The following is a 16612-nucleotide window of genomic DNA, read 5'->3' on the forward strand; positions in this document are numbered from 1 at the left end:
ACGATTTATCCATAAGGGGATTACGAAATGGTAACAATATATGATGTAGCCGCTAAGGCAGGCGTCTCCGCTATGACCGTCTCCAGAGTTATCAATAACACTGGTAAAATAAGCGAAAAAACGAGAACGAAGGTAACTCGTGTTATGGAGGAGCTGGGTTATGTTCCGAATCAAACGGCGCGAAGCCTCGTACTCCAGCAAACGAAGCTGCTATTCCTGCTCATAACTGATATTATGAACCCTTTCTATACGACGCTCGCACGCGGCGCAGAAGATGCTGCCAAACGTTCGGGTTATCGTCTGCTGTTTGGAAACAGCGACGAAAATCTGGAAAAAGAAGCCGATTATGTGACGACCATCTTGACGACTCGCGTTGACGGCGTTCTTGTCGCTCCTGCTGGCGATCCCTCTCTTCCTCATTTGAATTCGCTGCGCAAGCATAATGTGCCATTTGTGCTGCTTGACCGTGAGGTGCCGGGCATTGATTGCGATATCGTGCTTGGTGACAGCAGAGATGGTGCAAGAAGGCTTGTTGAGCATCTAGCCTCACAAGGGCATCGCACAATAGCGATGGTGAATGGTTCTTCCTCCATCTCCAGTGCGAGATTAAGGCTGCAAGGCTATCAAGACGGCATGAAGCTCAATGACCTGGACTATAACGAGAAATATGTATTTGAGACCAGCTTTGGTCCTTTAAACGATTTGACCGAAATGGGGCAGTGGTTCGATCAGCTCTCCCCTCCTCCAACGGCTATCGTTGCGGGCAACAATGTGCTTGCTGTAGAAATTTTACGACTGTTCCGTGAACGCGGAATGAGCGTTCCTGACAATATGTCCATCGTTTGCTTTGACGATCTGGGACCTTATTCAGAAGTAGAACCATTCCTTACCGTAGCCGCTCAGCAGGCTTATCAGTTCGGCTACATGGGCATGCAAATGCTAGTTGACCGCATACAAGAGCGTGAAGCCGCGCTGCCATGGAAAAAAATCGTTTTGCCGGCGGAGCTGATTATTCGTCGATCCGTGAAGGAAATCACTTCACTCTAGCTAAGCTTGTAAAAAAGTGCCTAGAGGAAACCATGCATAAACTAATCGTAATCATTGCTTCACACCTCCATAACCTATTCTCTAAGCAGTATATGGAGCCATAACTTGTGGTGTTTGGACAATTATACAAACAAAAAAAGGCCGGGAGCTCCTCCTTTTACGGAGAAATCCGGCCTTAATTGTTGATTGCATATGAACGTTAACTCTAGTATTGCTTTGGTGGAACCTCAGGCGGAATGTCCGGCTTGATCTCAGGTTCAACCTCCGGTTTAATTTCCGGGATCGTCTGCGGCTCAATTTCCGGAATAGGCTGGTCGGGCTTAATGACCGGCGAATCCGGGGGGATAATTTCCGGCTCATTTCCTGGATTTGTCTCAGGAACCTCCTGCGGCTTGTTTTCATTATCTAACATGCTTCATCAGCTCCTTTCGCTTATAAGCATGTTTACCCCAAAACAGTCCTAAAATAACGTTCACCGTATAATTTTTTTCTCCGACTCGACTTTCCCTTTATCCGTTGACGTAATCGCGCCATTGATGTTTTGGCTTCCAGCTCAGCAGACGTTTAGCCTTTTCATTGCAGAGCAATGTTTCGTGCCCCTCCAGCGGCTTGCGGAAATCATTGACCTCCGGAAAACGAGCGGCCATAAGCGCACGGCTTGGCAGCGCCATGCTGCTATCATCCGCTGCAAGATTAAGCGCCACGCTTCCGAGCCCCTCTGCTTCAATAGCGAGCTGACAAGCTTCCGCCGCATCTCTCGTATCAATGTAGCTCCATAGAATACGCTCGCGCTGCTCGGGATCATGAATAAATGATTCGAATCGCTCATACGCTTCTGGTGCAATAACATTGCCTAGGCGGAATGAAACAACCTGCATGCCTGTTCTACGGTTTATCATATCCGCTGTTTGTTCATTTACGATTTTGGACAAGCCATAGCTGTCCTCAGGAAGCTGCGGATGCTCTTCATCGACGGGAACGTACTTAGGCCCGAACTTCTCTTTGGCAAATACGAGGCCATAAGAGGATTCGCTCGAAGCAATAACTGCCTTGCGGATGCCAAGACCCGCTGCAGCTTCCAATATGTTGTAGGTAGACATCACATTGTTGTGAAAGGTAACCTCATTCGGATGCGAGTACGCAACTGGAATGGCAGCCAAATGCACAACGGCATCCGCCCCGGCCAATACGCCGTACACTTCACCCAAATGGTTCAAATCAACGATTACGGTGCGGCATAGCGGTTCGGCTGGATGTTTCACATCCGCATTCACAACCTCGTATCCCTGCTCAACAAAATGCTTAACTACCCATTTCCCCAGCATGCCGCTGCCGCCTGTAACAACTACTTTCGGCACTTCATTCACTCCTTCTTATGCTCCTAATATTTGTTCAATCCGCTCCGTAATATCAGCGCTTAGCACGACACCCGATGCCTTCACGTTCTCTTCCACCTGTGCAGGATTGCTAGCTCCAACGAGTGCACTAGATACATTCGGCTGGCGCAAAATCCAAGCAAGCGCCAGCTGACCAACCGTTAATTCCAGTTCTGCTGCCACCACGCTCAGCTCGCGCACTTTGTTGATTTTCTCTTCCGTCACACCTTTGCGCATGCCATCAAGCTTCGCTGCACGGCTGTCCGCAGGCACATCATTCACGGAACTGTATTTGCCCGTCAGCAGACCTTGAGCGAGCGGCGAGAACACGACTTGTCCAATACCCCCGCGCTCTCCGTATGGAATGACTTCCTTCTCGATATAACGGTTGAACATATTATAAATCGGTTGGTTGACTACGATTCGGTCGAGCAAGTAACGATCAGCAATTGCATGCGCTTCCACCATTTGCGCTGTTGTCCATTCGCTAACGCCAACATAAAGCACTTTGCCTTGGCGTACCAGATCATCAAGCGCACGAAGCGTCTCTTCCATTGGCGTGCTTGGATCATGGCGGTGGCAGTAATATAGATCCACATAATCTGCTCCAAGCCGTTTCAGGCTGGCATTGCACTGCTCCATAATATGCTTGCGGGATAATCCCCGATCATTTGGACCATCACCCATCTGTCCAAACACTTTGGTTGCAAGCACATAGGATTCCCGTGGAAAAGCACGAAGCGCTTCTCCCATCAGCTTCTCTGCTTCCCCTCTCTCATATACATTCGCTGTATCAAAAAAATTAATGCCAAGCCCATAGGCTGTTTGAATCGCTTTCACCGCATTTTCACGTTCTACATAACCGCCGTATGTCAACCAGCTTCCCAGACTGATCTCGCTAACCTTCAATCCACTTTTCCCTAAATGACGAAATTGCATCTCTACTCATCTCCTTATGAATTGTAAAATAGCAATCGAAATGCTGCCTTAATCACGCTCGCATCTCTATTCTAGAGAAGTTTGTATCATTATGTAAGTAGTGAAAAAAAGGTCACTATATTATATGAGATATACATACTATACTTAAAGTAACTGATAGATTGTTGATCTTTATTTTAAAATAAACCCGTTAGGACGGGTAATTGGCAATACTATTCGACCAACCATTGCTGCACTTTATTGTCCATTTCTTTTTGTAAATCTTCTAAATTGCCGCTTTTATTATGCAGCATATCCAAATACTTTTTGGGAAACATCTTTTTCAACGAAGATTGATAAAGACTGCCGTCTTTCGGTTCAGTGTATTCGGTTACAACATATCCCGCTGCTTTTTTTTTCAAACGAATAACCGCAGGCAAGGAATGCCCCGCTTGATTTTCCAGACCCGAAAATTTATTAAATCCGCCAAAATAAGAATACATATACACAGTAATAATACCCGATGATTCGCTTGTGCCATAAACCTCATGCACCTCAAACTGTTTTTCCGTTTGTGAGGAGACGGAATCGTATTTTTGAATAATATAATTTGAAATAACTTCGTTCATATCATCTGATAAGTGTTTTTGTTGATTGGAAGATTGCATCTCCTCAGACTCGCTAGAGACCACTTTCCCACTGCTATTCGTTGTTCCATTAATCTCTTCCTTCTCGCAAGCACTAAAAATGCAAACTGCTGCTAGCAAAACAAACCAAATCTTGAACCTCACCAAAAATCCCTCCTCTTCATCCTCATCATCATAGACTCTTTAATGATTACTTTGGTTGCATTTATGGAAAAATTATCCTCTGCTTTCGAATACCCACCTATCTATTATCCGCTCGTTTATCGTTCTATTGCTTATTCAAGCTCTTGCGAAATTCCGTAGGGGATTGTCCGCTCCATTTGTGAAATTGCTTCGTAAAAAAGAGCGGGTCATTAAATCCAACAGATGAGGCAATCTGGGCGATCGTAAGCTCGCCTTCAAGCAGCTCCTCTGCTTTCTTCATGCGTACCTTTTGTAAATATTGCATGGGGGGCAGCCCCGTCGCATCCTTGAACAGCCTCGTTAAATGCGCGCGATGATAGCCGAGTGTTTGAGCGATTCCTTCTATAGAGAGCTGCTGTCCATATTGGAGCGATATGAGGCGAATTGCCTGATCGATTTGGCGGTAAGAACGAGATTCTGGTACGATCTCTTCGGTTATTCTCGTAAGGTTCATTCGTCCAAGCTCATGCAATATTAATCTCAGCCAACCCGAAGCCTCCATATTGCCAAGCGCTGGGGCATTCGTTTTCTCCATACCTTTGCGTATTTTCCGAAACATCCGATAAATCGTCGGCAGTGAGAATCCACGTATAACAGCAAGGTCTGGCGTGATTCCAATCGAACGAAGAGAAGCTTCCACAATATCTCCCGAAAAGGCTACCCATGTATATTTCCAAGGATTGTGCAGGCTTGCCTCGTATTTGACCAAAATATCCGGAAAAATGATGAAGGCATCCCCCGCGCTGCAAGAGTACGTCTTCCCCAGCGTTTCAAATGTGCCTTCTCCATCCAGTACAATGTGAATTAAATAATAATCATGAACAGCCGGTCCTATAAAATGGCCAGCGACCGGTTCGCCGATTCCGCTGAACAAGACCGACATTTCGCCTTTCAGCGGAGCTGTATTAATACTCATGGTTATACGATGATGCGTTTCCATCCATGCACCTCCAATAAGCTGACTTCTCTAAGCATACTAAATGATGCAACATTTCTCCATATAATGCTTCGTTCCTTCCATATTCATTTGCAGTTGTTCTCCTTATACTAAAGGAGTCAGCAATCATCCAATAGGAGGCTATTGTCTAATGTCTAAAATTACTTTTATCGGAGCAGGAAGCAGTGTTTTTGCCAAAAACATTCTTGGAGATGTCATGCAGACACCTGCACTGCAAGGTTTTGAAATCGCTTTATTTGACATTGATGCGGAGCGTCTTCTCGATTCCGAGCAAATGCTGCTTAATATTAAAAAAACAAGTGAAAGCACTTGCGAGATTAAAGCTTATACCGACCGAAAAGAAGCGCTTCGCGGTGCCAAATACATCGTAAATGCCATTCAAGTAGGCGGCTATGATCCTTGTACGATTACCGATTTCGAGATTCCAAAAAAATACGGCTTGCGCCAAACGATTGCCGATACCGTAGGCATTGGCGGCATTTTCCGTAATCTGCGCACGATTCCTGTGATGCTGGATTTCGCTCGCGATATTAACGAGGTTTGTCCAGATGCGCTGTTCCTTAACTACACCAACCCAATGGCCGTGCTCACGAATGTCATGAACACCTATGGCGGCGTGAAAACGGTTGGCTTATGCCACAGTGTACAAGTTTGTGTACCGCATTTATTTGATCATTTGGGTATGGATACAACGGGCGTTAAGTATAAAATTGCAGGCATTAACCATATGGCATGGCTGCTAGAAGCAAGCAAAGACGGAGTCGATTTGTACCCGGAAATCAAACGCCGTGCAGCCGAGAAGCAATTGGAGAAACATCATGATATGGTTCGTTACGAGCTCATGCTGAAATTCGGCTACTACATCACCGAATCTTCCGAGCACAATGCGGAATACCATCCATACTTCATCAAACGGAACTATCCAGAGCTGATCGAGCGCTTCAACATTCCTCTCGATGAGTATCCGCGCCGCTGCGTTAGTCAAATTGAAGGCTGGAAATCGATGCGCGATTCACTTATTAATGACAGCAAGCTGGAGCACTGCCGCAGCCATGAATATGCTTCGTACATTCTCGAAGCAATTGAAACGAACAACCCGTTCAAAATTGGCGGCAACGTGATGAATACTGGGCTTATTACGAATCTGCCGAAGGAAGCTTGCGTAGAAGTGCCATGCCTCGTTGATGCGAATGGCGTTACACCAACCTATGTAGGCGACCTTCCGCCACAGCTTGCAGCATTAAACCGTACGAACATCAACACGCAGCTATTAACAATCGAAGCGGCGATTACTGGGAAGCGGGATCATATTTATCACGCTGCAATGCTTGATCCGCATACCTCAGCAGAATTGTCTATGGATGACATTGTATCGCTATGTGATGAGCTCATCAAAGCGCATGGCAGCTGGCTTCCAAGCTATAAATAAACGAATAGGCAGACGAGTGCATTGTTATACATGCACTTGTCTGCCTTGTTTTTTCAGTAACCTTCACCATCATATGGGCAAATACATATCCTATCCCAGTAAACATTTAACCAGCTAATGGAAGAGGGGCAGGATTTACAAATGACTTCTTATATGGACTATACGTCTCCACAGACGGAATTTGCTTATGATTTGAACAATAGTACCTTTTTCAAAAAAGATCCATACAACTACATCAACTTGCTTTCAGTGAAGCAATTGAATACGTTAGGGAATTCGTCGCTTCTTGATATCTATCTTAGCAAAAGCAATGTCGTTGAGCCTCATTACCATCAGAATGCCTCCGAACTCGTATATTGCATATCAGGATCAGCAGAAATTGCGCTCATGAACCCTTTTACGAACGAGTTCCTTCATTACTTGGTACAGCCCGCTCAAGTCGTCAACATTCCGCAAGGCTGGTGGCACTATGAAATGGCAACCGTCGATAATACTCATCTGCTAGCCATCTTTGATGCGCCAATCCCAGAAGTTATTTTTGGCTCCGATATTTTGAGATTAACTCCAACCAACATCCTTGCGTATACCTACTGCTTGGATCAAGAAAAATTAGAAAATGCTTTAGCGCCGTTAACAGATACGGTCATTATTGGCCCTCCAAGCAACTGCAGCTATAATCCGGTACAAGGACAAAGCAAGACGATGCAAAAGCCTAATCAAGCTCCTATCCAGCAGCAGGCTCAATTTAAACCTAACCAAGCTCCTATCCAGCAGCAAGCTCCAATGCAATCGAATCAAGTTATTCAGCAAAACCAATCCACTAAATCCAATCAAACTTTTCAGCCTAGTCAAGTGAGTCCAAATCAAGGTTACTACAATCAAATGTATGGCCAGCAGTATTATCAGTATCCATATTAATAACTTAACCCCACAAAAACCGACAAAAAAAGAGGGAACCCAAGCAGTCCGTTGCTTCGGGTCACCCTCTTCTTTATTGTAAGCAAAATCTAACGAAATGTTACCCCAGAATCCATCTTGCAAGCATCGCGATATCCACAATATCAATTTTGCCATCCGCATTTAGATCGGATTTCTTATATTGCGACCAATTCGGATCTGCGCTTGTTTTGCCATATGCAGCTGCTACGATGCCGAGGTCGCCAATCGATACCTTATTGTCGTTATTAATATCGCCTGACAATTTGGATGCTTGGAACGTCGTCACTGCCGCACTTAGCTGAGCAATAGCTGCGCTCACTTGCGCTTCGCTTGCATTCGGGTTAACGGCAACGGCTTTCGCTGCCGCAATCGCTTCACCGAACGCTGATTTTGCTGCTGCAGGATATTGACCAGGCTGTGTGCCGACTACCGCTCCATCGTAAATGGCTTCCGCTGCGGCTATCGCCTGATTTAAGCCCGTCACATCAACAACGGCACTAATTTGCAGCGTATGGGAAGCTGATTTTGCTTCAAGCTCTTCTCCCAAGCTATTAGCAACTGTAAAGTCGCTAATTTGAATGGCTGTATTGCCTGTGCTCCCCGTAACAGCTGCCAAGAAGCTCAGCTTCAGCCATTCCGAATTGGCATCAATGCCTTTGCCTTGACCTGCCGCTACAACCCTCACCTTGCCTGGCTCGATAACCTTTTGCTCAAGGATGCTGAAATCCTGCTGCAAGGAGGTTGCGCCAGTCAGCGTTAATTTCGCAGCATCGAAGCTAACTGTTAAAATTTGCGCATACAGCTTTGAATATTTCTCCTCCGTTACGCCTGACAATCCAACCGTTGCATCGAAGGATTGACCCGCTTTCACCAGTGCCGCTCCGGCAATCGTAGCCGTCGCGTCTTTCACAGCAGGAGGTACAACAGAAGCTGCGAAATCAGCAACCGATTTGCCGAGTGCCGCCAACGCTGCATCTACTGCCGCTTGGTCTGCAGCTGCAAGAGCCAATACGTCTTTAGCTGTTGCGATTGAAGCAGCAAATGCATCTTTGGCTGACTGCGGATATTGACCGGGTTCTGTGCCTGCAACAGCGGAGTTAAGTTTGGCTTCAGCAGATACAACTGCCGCTTGAAGCGCTGTTTTATCCGACAATTGAGCAGGACCAACCGAGAAATAATCAAAATTCGCTTGGATTGAAGTTTTATCACCCGAAGATAGGCCATAGAATCCGATTTTCAAATTGCTTAAATTAACGGTCATCGGGTCTGCCGCAGGTTTCCATGCGCTGCCATCCCAATAGAAAGTAGAAACGACATTGCCTACCTTTTTGATTTGCAAATAGGACGTATCGTAACCTGGATGGCTGACCATGTTTGTCGCTTTAACATAAACCGCATTTTTCTCATATGCGGTTTCGAGGCTTTTGCCAGTTGTTGCTTCCGTATCCCAAACATGGCCCAGCTTGACGTAATTGTCCTCATTTTGCCAAATGAACAGTCCCGCTTGCTGGAAGTTTTTGCGTACAGGAGCTTCCACTTTTGTTGTAATGACGAAGTCGCCTGCTGGCGCATCCTTTAAAAATATGTTCGGCAAGTTATTTGAATTTCCGAACGTGTCGCCTGGTGAAGTATCTAAGCTTAAAAATCCTGGTTTACGCGTCAGCGACCATTTAGAGTTGTCTGCCTTAAAGACAGACCAAGCACTGTCTAGCGTCGCCTCATTAAACGGATCAACGGAAGAACCCGCCGGAATGGGATCGTTTACCGATACAAAAAATTGCTCACGCGCGCTTTGGAGAGATTTAAGGGTGGTTTGAATTTGCGCAGGCATTGCAGCATCATTCTGAGCTGTCTCGCGGGCTGAATCAATGACAGCTTTAAAGGAGTCAGCAGTCGAATGCTCATATTCGCCGGCTCCTGCACCCATTTTCGCGAGATTCAACATGCCTTCTGCTCTGGCAATTTCAGCGAGCAAATCCCCTTTGGTTGCTGTGCCTATGAGCTCACGGTGCGCAGTCGCAATTCGATCAAAATCCATTTTTTCAACCTTGCGATCGTAAGACAATAAGCCGTTAATTTCATATTCCACATCTGTAATTTGTGTGTATATGGCTGCGCTCAGGCCTGATTCCTTCAGCTGTTTCAGCCTATTGATGTAAGCGATATAAGTAGAAGTCAGCTGTTCTTTGCTATTCATTAATTGATAGGAGAATACGAGCGGACTCCATTCATGCCCTGGGACATGCAAGCCTAAACCGCCATATTCGCCAAGCACAGCTGCCCTTGTATCGCTGTAATTCGGAGCGCCGGGATCAGGATAGCGATGAATATCATTCAAATCGCCGACGCCAGCATCCCACCAGCCGCTTGTGCTGTTAACGAGCCTAGTCGAATCAAGGCTTTTTACATAGCTGGTAGCATCCTTCGTCAGTTGGCCTCCTTGATCGAATTGTCCCCAGCCTTCATTAAACACCGTCCACACAATGATCGATGTAACGCTGCGCAATTGATCGACCATCTCTTTGTATTCTTTAAACCACTGCGTCTTCGTTGCTTGTGTAATATCTGACCCTTTATTTCCTTGACGATCCTCAAGGCTCGGCATATCCTGCCATACGAGTACGCCTAGCTTATCAGCCCAATAATACCAGCGAGCGGGCTCTACCTTAATATGCTTGCGAATCGTATTCATGCCGACGCGTTTAACCGCCTCAATATCAAATTTCAATGCTTCGTCCGTAGGTGCCGTGTAAATGCCGTCCGGCCAAAATCCTTGATCGAGCGGACCCATTTGGAAGACGAATTTTCCATTTACTAGCGGCCTTGTTATACCGTCTACCTTGCCAAGCGTAATCTCTCTCATGCCAAAATAGCTTGTAACCTCGTCTACTGTTTGTGCTCCATCCTTCAGATACACCTTTAAATCATATAGATAAGGATCATCTGGGGACCAAAGCCGTGCATTTGGAACTGCCACAGCAATCTCAGCTCCAGCTGCTCCTGTTGCGGTTCCCACAACTTTTCCATTTTCCAAAACAACCGCTTCAATCGTTTGCCCTTCAACGCCGATAGCAGCTGCTTTCAGCTTCAAGATGCCGTTTTGAATATCTGTTGCCATATCGAGTTTATCGATATGTGCAGCGGCTACAGGCTCAAGCCACACCGTTTGCCATATACCCGATACGGAGGTATACCAAATTCCGCCGAGTTTTTTGACCGTTTGCTTGCCGACCGCTTGATCTGCTCCCATATCCGTCTCGTCCAGTACATGCACGATAAGCTCATTGTCCCCCGACACAAGATAATCCGTAATATCAAAGCTAAATGAGGTATAACCTCCCTTATGGCTGCCTACCGATTGTCCATTCACATAAACCGTTGCCAAATAGTCAACCGCGCCAAAATTCAGTTTCACTCGATCACCATTCCAGTTCTCTGGAACGGTAAAGGAGCGCTTATACCACATGAGATCCTCCACGCGGTTAATGCCCGAAAGCTTTGCTTCTGCTGCAAACGGAACAAGAATTTTCTCCTTCAGCACTTGACCTACAGGAACAGCTTCTCCCTTCTGGGCTGCTTGGAACTCCCATTCCCCATTCAAATTCATCCATTTTTCACGCGCTAATTGTGGTCTTGGGTATTCAGGCAGTACGTTTTCTTTGTCTACATCCTCCGCCCAAGGGGACATGATCTGATATTTCGAACCATTGTAGACAGGTTTATCGAAGCTAGCTACAGCTGCTCCCGCCACCGTTTCCAGTCCGCCTTTGCCATCGTAGATTACTTTAACATTGCCTACATCCTTAGAGTACATTGGATCTTTCAGCAGTACGGTGACGACTTTATCGTCCCCATCCTTCAAAGCTGCCGACAGAATAGGCAAATCGCCCGTCACGATACGCAATTTCAGATGCTTAACAAATTCAGCAGTGATTGGCTTCAAAGATTCTTGGAATGGCAGCTCAACTTGCAGACCATCCTCGGACACGATACCTCCAAGCGCGAAACCGTCTGGCAAGTAAAACGCTTCTGTTGGAACTGCCTCCTTCGCTAAGCTCTTGCTAGACCAGCGCAGGTGAACATTCGAGCCGCCAGTGTCTTCGAACAACTCCAGCTTAATGCTGTATTTCTGACCTGCAACCAAAGTGACAGGCTTTGAAGTTTGCTCTTTGTCCCAGTCCGCTATCCAGTGGTCGATCGTAAGCTTATTATCAACCCAAAGGCGGAAGCCATTATCACCTGTAATGTAAAAGGTGTAGTCCTCAGAGAGCTTAGGCTGAATGAAACCCGTCCATCTGATGCCGACGCGATCTTCTTGTCCTGTAAACATTTTGATGGCCGGCTCTAAATTGGAAATATCCAAATTTGAATCGTAGCCAGCTCCTTTAAAGGTTCCAAAAGCAAAATTGGGCGGCCCTCCCGCAGTGAAATATTCAGCCATCAGCCCATGCTGCTGCGAAGCTGCCATTCCCCCTGCATCTGCTGCCGCAGCCCGGGGTGCATAGGAGATTGCGGAAGCTACTATACTAAATATCATAGATAATGCCACAAGCGTACTCATTGTTTTTCTTATATTCAACATGAACGGAACCTCCAAAGATTCATAGTATCGATACCCAAATCTAGTGGAGGAAGTGATGCGCCTTCCCCCTTGTACCGTTTAGCCAAGAATCAAACGAGCGAGTAATGCAAGATCCTCAATATCCACTTTGCCATCATGATTCAAATCTGCCTTTTGGAACTGCTGCCAATTCGGATCGCTGCTGGATTTGCCATACGAATAAGCTACAATCGCCAAATCGCCAACTGTAATTTTATTATCATGATTCACGTCACCGTTACTTGGCTTAATGACACCGGCAAGGAAGTCTTCTAATGCAGCATTCAGCTTCGTAATCGCGGCTGCAATTTCAGCTTTCGTTGCCTTCTCGTCATCAGCAACCAGCTTCGCTTTGTTGATAGCCGATTGCAGCTGCTGCTTCATCGCAGGAGGATATTGTCCCGGTTCTGTTCCTGTTTCCGCTCCATCATACAAAGCTTCCGCATGCGATAATGCCGCCAGCAGTGCAGACTTATCACCCGGAGCTGCCTGTATTTGAAGATGATGCTGCGCTTCAAGCAGCAGCAGCTCCTGCCCTTCTGCATTTGCAAGCTTAACATCGGATACCGTTATAGAGGTATTTGCCGTTTCTTCTGTTATGCCCGCTTTGAAAGTCAGCTTCAACCAGTCTTCGTTTGGTGAAAGGGCTGCCCCCTCTCCAAACGCTAATATCCGAATTTTGCCCGGCTCAAGCTCTTTGGGTTCAAGTACATTCAGCCCTTCCCGTAGTGGCGCCGCACCCGAGAAGCTTAGTTTGCTTGGATCAAAGGTTACCGTAACGTCCTGCGCATAAACGCTCTGATATACGCTGTCCGTAACATTTCGAACCGCTAAGATAAGATTCAGATCAGCACCGCTCGGTACGTTTGCAACACCTGTCAGTAGAACTGTTCCTTGATCCGAAGGCTCAACAGCTTCTTTACTAACTGCTGACAATGCTATGTAGTCTAGCTCATAAAAGCCTGGATTAGATCCAGCTCCCCGCATAAACTTGATTGAGTTAATCCCTTCCTTCAGCTCAACGTTGATGCTTGAAGCCATAAATCGGCCCCAATTAATCGTCCCTGCGAGCTGCAAGGACTGCTCTTCGCCTTCATTAACCATAATTTTCGCAGCAGCTGGCTGATAATTCCCCGTATTCTGCGCGTACCAAATAAACATTTTGTACATCCCTGCTGCTGGAACCTCAACCTGATTAAAGTTAACGTAGCTGTCGGCATAGTCGATACCGCCAACGTAGCTTGAGCCTGATGCATGCACATTATTGCTGCGAGCCGACGCTTTGAACAGCTGGGCGTTTTCCGCCTCGTATTTATAAGGTTGAATGCCCGTTTCCTCAGTCACCTCAGGGAAATAAGTAACCCGCAGGTTTTCCGCTCCAAACGGAACAAGCGTAATTTCCTCCGTAGGCTCTGCGGAATATACTGGACCCACCGGCGGCTCTGCGGCTGATACCCCGTTAGCTGCTTTGCCCCATGACGGGATTCTCTTCCCTTTCGCAATTAGCTTTATCGGGGTAGTCTCCTGTATGAACGGATTATCCGGCATATCGGATACGACGACCTGAATCGATTCTGCTGGGTTGTCGCGATCAAGCATCAAACCATAATTCCAAGGCGACTGCGCATTGATGCTGTATTCCTTGAAGCCAGGCGCCTTCACTTGCGGCGCTGGATTAGACTGCTCTACCCAGTTCTCATCGATTTTCAGAGAGAATACGAGCGGTCCTCGTTCGATGCCAATTGAATTATTGACCCAAGTCGACGTTTTGAGCTCCATTGGCAGCGTCAAAACAACAGTATCGCCTTTTATCCATTGCCGATCAATCGTAAAATATTGCCCGGATACTGCTGCCTCTTGCGGCTGTCCGTTCACCGTAATAACCGCTTTGTCCGTCCATTCCGGAATACGCAGCTTCAGCGGGAATTGCACACTCTTGGACGCTTCCTCAATCGTAAACCGAATTTGATCCTCGAACGGATAGTTCGTCGTTTCCTTAACGGTTACATTCGCTCCATTGATTTTGGCTGATACGCGGCTCGGTCCATAGGCAATAACGCCAAGCCCGCCATCCGAAGTACCCGCCCACATGTCCTTCACAAAATAAGGCCAGCCCATATGCATATTGAAACGACAGCAAGGATAACCCGAATAAGGCGACTGAACGGTGCCATTTCCGTAATTTTGCTTAAAGCCATGATCGGTTACGCCGCTTTGCACTTGATTCGGCAGCGAATAGTATTGATGGGTTTTAATATCCTTGCTCATTGCACCCGGTAGCGAATTAAAAGTAATTTTCTCCAGCGCATCTCCGATTGCGGGATCACCGGTGATCATGGCTGCAACCGCGTTGCTGTGTACCCGCTCCACAATGGCACAAAGCTCAACCCCTTGCGTTGAAGCTAACCCTGCGAGCATCTCTGTTCCTGAATTCATGCCGGTAATTTGATTATGTGATTGATTCAGATGCTCTACGCCTGCTTGAAATGCAAGCTTATCTGCTTCATTGTTCGATAGTTGATAATAAATAGAGGGGGTTTTAATCGATTGATTGACGTTGACTGTATGCTGCGAGTAAAAGTTGTCAGGATTAATCTTAGCGGCTGTTAAAAAATGGTCGTTCGTAAAAATGCCAGTCTCATCACCGCCTTGCTTATGCAGCTTCTCAGCGAGCTGCAGCAGAAACTCATCTCCCGTACGGTTGTACAGCCAGAGCACGACATTCATATTGTCGCCGCTGCGGATTTGTCCCCAATCCCTAAGCGGACGCTGGTCTAGATTGTTCAGCTGGTAATGAAAATAGTTCGTAAGAAAAGAAATCACTCTCTTGTCATTTGTCGCCTCGTAATAATCCTTGAGCACATAAATAGCAACCATGCGCGGCCACCAATCATTGTCGCTGGCAGGACCGAAGAAGCCGTCATCACGCTGGCTGTTCAACATCCAATTGACCCATTTTTGCGACTTTGCAATCAGCTCCGGATCGTCAAGCGTATAAGCGAGCGCGACCAATCCCTTCACATAATAGATAGGACGTTCCCAGTTCGATTCTGGCGCTGTTCCACCCAGCCACTCCGAATTTGTGCTGAGCTCTCCGTATAAATCCTCTGCGTATCCGGTTGCACCATCCTTCATTAGCTCTAACTGCTTAAGCAGCCAACCATCAGCTTTAACCGATCCAAGCGGAAGCGGCACAAACGGTGTTTGTACAAGCGGATCTTTATTTTTGACCAGCTCTTGGAACGACTCCGCCGGTACGGCATAATCTGTTGCAATAAAATTGTCAAACAGTGGCTCAGACTCATCCGCCCATACCCCAATGCCGCCTGAAGTAAACTTTTGTTCACTGTCATCGGTGTAATCCAAAATGGAATTATGCATATCGTCCACATATATTTTGATGCCATTTCCATAGGTTACGACCTTCAATTGGTAAAACTTGTTCGCAGTGACCGTATCCAGCGCCTTAACGACTTTCAGATCGGTCCACTTATCCGTTAGCCGGCGAAGAACCAAGTTGCCATCATTTCGCAGTCCTGCAAAATAACCTTGGGGCACCTTTCCCTCACCGCTTTGCTTAGTTCGAAACAAAAGTCCTGCTGTACCCGCAGCTAGCGGCAGCTTAATATCGGTCTCCACTGTAAAATCGGTGAACACCGTATCTTTTACGAGCAAAGCCTGATTTGCGCCAGCGTTTACGGTTATCCCGCCCGATTGCAATTTCCACTCGCCTTGAGCAGCATGCCAACTCGGCAATGTGAGCCCATCCGCTGGGGCATCAAATGAATCCGTAAATGCGAGCTCCCCCTTATCATTTGAAAGTTTGAGATTGTCATAGGTCGGCTGGGATTGGTAAAGCCTTACGCCGACCTGACCTTTCGTATAGGTCGTATCCGATTGTTCCAACACCAGCTTATCATCGACATAAAACTTAATTTGCGATCCGGCTACGCTAACTTTAAAGTGATAAACTACATTAGGATTAATCGCTATCGAAGTTCGCTTCAGCTCAGTCCATTTGTTGTCCATACGGCCTAGAAATACGCTGCCCGTTCCTTGGGCGGAAATGCCTGCGTAATAACCTTTCACATTGTCCGCCCCTGGCGCTGCGCTAACCGTTCGGAAAAGCAATCCCGCATCACCGTTTCGACTGGCAAGGCTTATATCTGCCTCCACGGTGCCATCTTGTATTTCGGTTTGCATAACCAAAGCTTTAGATCCCGATCCGCTTTCTCCCGTCATTTTGCCATTTGCCGTTGACCATATTCCATCGATGACCGTCCAATTTTCATTAATGATGGAACGATTGAAATGATCCTCGAAAAAAACCGGCTCTGCTCCAGTCGCAGCTTCTACATGAACTGCTGGCAGAAAGATGCTTACATACATTGAAAAAATGAGCGGAAAAACAATCATTGATTTCAGCCTTGCACTGAACCGCATCAAGCTTCACTCCTCAATCATAGTTCTTGCAATCGCAAGCTCATGCTCAGCTTGCGTTTCAATTCAGCTGCT

The 16612-nt window shown here is 46.7% G+C and carries 10 protein-coding genes; 3 read left to right on the top strand and 7 right to left on the bottom strand.

Annotated elements, in window-relative coordinates; translation table 11 throughout:
• The first annotated feature begins 27 nt into the window (after positions 1-27).
• Entirely contained in the window at positions 28-1047 is a 1020-nt protein-coding gene (locus AB4Z45_RS19810) for a LacI family DNA-binding transcriptional regulator (RefSeq protein ID WP_076266721.1), read from the top strand.
• A 205-nt stretch (positions 1048-1252) separates the two neighbouring features.
• On the opposite strand, the gene AB4Z45_RS19815 is transcribed toward AB4Z45_RS19810, so the two are convergent.
• The 5 genes from AB4Z45_RS19815 to AB4Z45_RS19835 form a co-directional block, all read right to left on the bottom strand.
• Positions 1253-1459 carry a hypothetical protein gene (locus AB4Z45_RS19815; RefSeq protein ID WP_441911038.1) on the bottom strand — a complete coding sequence of 69 codons (207 nt, stop codon included), beginning with the start codon at positions 1457-1459 and terminating at the stop codon, positions 1253-1255.
• Between the two features lie 97 nt (positions 1460-1556).
• Entirely contained in the window at positions 1557-2405 is an 849-nt protein-coding gene (locus AB4Z45_RS19820; protein ID WP_441911040.1) for an NAD-dependent epimerase/dehydratase family protein, read from the bottom strand.
• A gap of 15 nt (positions 2406-2420) precedes the next feature.
• Positions 2421-3362: an aldo/keto reductase family protein gene (locus tag AB4Z45_RS19825; RefSeq protein WP_339203683.1), complete on the bottom strand. Its 942-nt coding sequence runs from the start codon at positions 3360-3362 to the stop codon at positions 2421-2423.
• 212 nt (positions 3363-3574) lie between these two features.
• The gene (locus tag AB4Z45_RS19830; RefSeq protein WP_441911041.1) at positions 3575-4132 is read right to left on the bottom strand and encodes a hypothetical protein; all 558 of its coding nucleotides are present in this window, start codon (positions 4130-4132) and stop codon (positions 3575-3577) included.
• 124 nt (positions 4133-4256) lie between these two features.
• Positions 4257-5111, bottom strand: coding sequence for an AraC family transcriptional regulator (locus tag AB4Z45_RS19835; protein WP_441911043.1), 855 nt, complete (start codon positions 5109-5111; stop codon positions 4257-4259).
• A 148-nt stretch (positions 5112-5259) separates the two neighbouring features.
• On the opposite strand from AB4Z45_RS19835, the gene AB4Z45_RS19840 reads away from it, so the two are divergent.
• Positions 5260-6558, top strand: a complete 1299-nt coding sequence (locus AB4Z45_RS19840) for an alpha-glucosidase/alpha-galactosidase (RefSeq protein ID WP_441911045.1) — start codon at positions 5260-5262, stop codon at positions 6556-6558.
• A 141-nt stretch (positions 6559-6699) separates the two neighbouring features.
• Positions 6700-7476, top strand: a complete 777-nt coding sequence (locus AB4Z45_RS19845) for a cupin domain-containing protein (RefSeq protein ID WP_441911046.1) — start codon at positions 6700-6702, stop codon at positions 7474-7476.
• Positions 7477-7576: 100 nt separating this feature from the next.
• On the opposite strand, the gene AB4Z45_RS19850 is transcribed toward AB4Z45_RS19845, so the two are convergent.
• Together AB4Z45_RS19850 and AB4Z45_RS19855 are read right to left on the bottom strand one after the other, a co-directional pair.
• A complete protein-coding gene (locus AB4Z45_RS19850) occupies positions 7577-12079 on the bottom strand; it encodes a sugar-binding domain-containing protein (protein WP_441911047.1) in 4503 nt (1500 codons plus the stop codon).
• A 78-nt stretch (positions 12080-12157) separates the two neighbouring features.
• Positions 12158-16540 carry a beta-L-arabinofuranosidase domain-containing protein gene (locus AB4Z45_RS19855; protein ID WP_441911049.1) on the bottom strand — a complete coding sequence of 1461 codons (4383 nt, stop codon included), beginning with the start codon at positions 16538-16540 and terminating at the stop codon, positions 12158-12160.
• Positions 16541-16612: the final 72 nt, after the last annotated feature.

This window comes from Paenibacillus sp. MCAF9 (assembly GCF_052114265.1).
GTDB lineage: Bacteria > Bacillota > Bacilli > Paenibacillales > Paenibacillaceae > Pristimantibacillus.

Excerpts from the sequence above, each read along its gene's own strand:
- AB4Z45_RS19810 (WP_076266721.1), top strand. The coding sequence starts at position 28 with ATGGTAACAATATATGATGTAGCCGCTAAGGCAGGCGTCTCCGCTATG.
- AB4Z45_RS19815 (WP_441911038.1), bottom strand. The coding sequence starts at position 1,459 with ATGTTAGATAATGAAAACAAGCCGCAGGAGGTTCCTGAGACAAATCCA.
- AB4Z45_RS19825 (WP_339203683.1), bottom strand. The coding sequence starts at position 3,362 with ATGCAATTTCGTCATTTAGGGAAAAGTGGATTGAAGGTTAGCGAGATC.
- AB4Z45_RS19835 (WP_441911043.1), bottom strand. The coding sequence starts at position 5,111 with ATGGAAACGCATCATCGTATAACCATGAGTATTAATACAGCTCCGCTG.
- AB4Z45_RS19840 (WP_441911045.1), top strand. The coding sequence starts at position 5,260 with ATGTCTAAAATTACTTTTATCGGAGCAGGAAGCAGTGTTTTTGCCAAA.
- AB4Z45_RS19845 (WP_441911046.1), top strand. The coding sequence starts at position 6,700 with ATGACTTCTTATATGGACTATACGTCTCCACAGACGGAATTTGCTTAT.
- AB4Z45_RS19850 (WP_441911047.1), bottom strand. The coding sequence starts at position 12,079 with ATGTTGAATATAAGAAAAACAATGAGTACGCTTGTGGCATTATCTATG.
- AB4Z45_RS19855 (WP_441911049.1), bottom strand. The coding sequence starts at position 16,540 with ATGCGGTTCAGTGCAAGGCTGAAATCAATGATTGTTTTTCCGCTCATT.